The following is a 1,439-nucleotide window of genomic DNA, read 5'->3' as shown; positions in this document are numbered from 1 at the left end:
TAATGCCGTTCACTTAAGGTGAGCGGCATTTTTTCTTTTTGCTACAGGATACTTATTTTTACTGACTTTTAAACATCGTGGATAATTTCTTTCTCGCTTACCTTCCAACTTAAATTGCTTCGCATTCCTTTCTATATCCAAAATCAGTTTCGGCACATTTCCTGGTGCGTATAACGGCATATTAGTCAGTTTGTTGATGATATGAGAAGAAGCATCTCTAAAACTGAGTTGATTTGGAAAGACGCTTTTAAGGGATTTTGCCATCAATATCATTTTGTATCGAATTAAATTATAGGCCAATAATAACCCCCATAACTCTTGGTGTATTAACTCAGGTAAGTTGCTTCGTAGCGTAAATCGGCTTTCTAATAAATACTGTTTCATCTCTCGATAGCCCAGTTCAATTTCCCATCGATGGGCATATAAATCCACAATTTCAGCGCTTGGATACGCCATTGGGTCAAGCATTGAACTCAGAATGCTGACTTGTTTTCCTTTCACCTGACGGGTGGTTAATCTGGCTTCTATCGTCAGTGGAAGTTCAGGGCGTTTTTTCCTTGATTGAGGCGTGGTACTCAGCCTCACCAGTTTATCGTGCTTACCTAAGCTGCGAATTTCTTCATATTGAGTGCCTTTTTTTAATGGTAGTAACCAGTGAGTATTTTCTCCTTTTGACTGCCAATCGTGTAATAAACCTAAAGAGTAAAAACCTTTATCAAACAAGGTTAAGCTATTATCAGGCACACGAGCGATAAGCTTAGCGGCTAAGTTCATTTCATTTTCAGCAACACTGTCAAAGGCACTATCTACGAGTAAATGACTGCTGAGCTCCATCATGCAAACCATGCGAACTTGCGGGTAACCCGACTCACACGCTTTGTTTGCTGTACGCGCAAACGCAGCACTGTTTTCTTTGGTTTCAGGTGTGCGCCATACCACGCCATCAACCCCAAAAAGATTCAAGCTACACCAATGTGGATGTTCAGCCCGTTGATGCCATGTGGCTGCTGAACGATGAAATATATCGCGAACCACATCACTACCTAGCTTTTTTCTCGCCTGCGTTACGGCACTTCGAGCGACATAATCAACCTCTTGTGGCAACACAATATCAAGCTTATTAATCAATTGACGGACGGATTCTGAGCGAAATAAAGACATGCCTATAACAGCCCAAACCATCGCGTCCATGGGTAATTTACGTCGCCTTAATGTCGCCACGCCATTTGAATTAAGGCAAGATTGAATAATATCGGGTTCAAGAACATCAGCGAGAGATGAAAACTCAGTTAGACGATTAATTGAGGTGCGAGCAAGGGCTTCTGAAAGTTCCATAAAAAAAATCCGATAATAAAAATTATCGGATTTTCGCAGACTAGAAAGATCGGTCAACCGATCAGTTAAATTTTCTCGTTTTACCGCTTAACTGATCGGCATTA

At 41.1% G+C, this 1,439-nt stretch carries 1 protein-coding gene; it reads right to left on the bottom strand.

The window, feature by feature from the left end; translation table 11 throughout:
• Window positions 1-9: 9 nt before the first annotated feature.
• Entirely contained in the window at window positions 10-1,335 is a 1,326-nt protein-coding gene (locus ACED29_RS21090) for an IS4 family transposase (protein ID WP_371698681.1), read from the bottom strand.
• Between the last annotated feature and the right edge of the window lie 104 nt (window positions 1,336-1,439).

The organism is Shewanella sp. 5S214 (assembly GCF_041439795.1).
Classification (GTDB): Bacteria; Pseudomonadota; Gammaproteobacteria; order Enterobacterales; family Shewanellaceae; genus Shewanella; species Shewanella vesiculosa.
The sequence above is the reverse complement of the archived record's forward strand: the minus strand, read 5'-3'. Positions and strand labels throughout refer to the sequence as shown.

Coding starts and splice junctions, on each gene's coding strand:
- ACED29_RS21090 (WP_371698681.1), bottom strand. CDS start 1,335: ATGGAACTTTCAGAAGCCCTTGCTCGCACCTCAATTAATCGTCTAACT.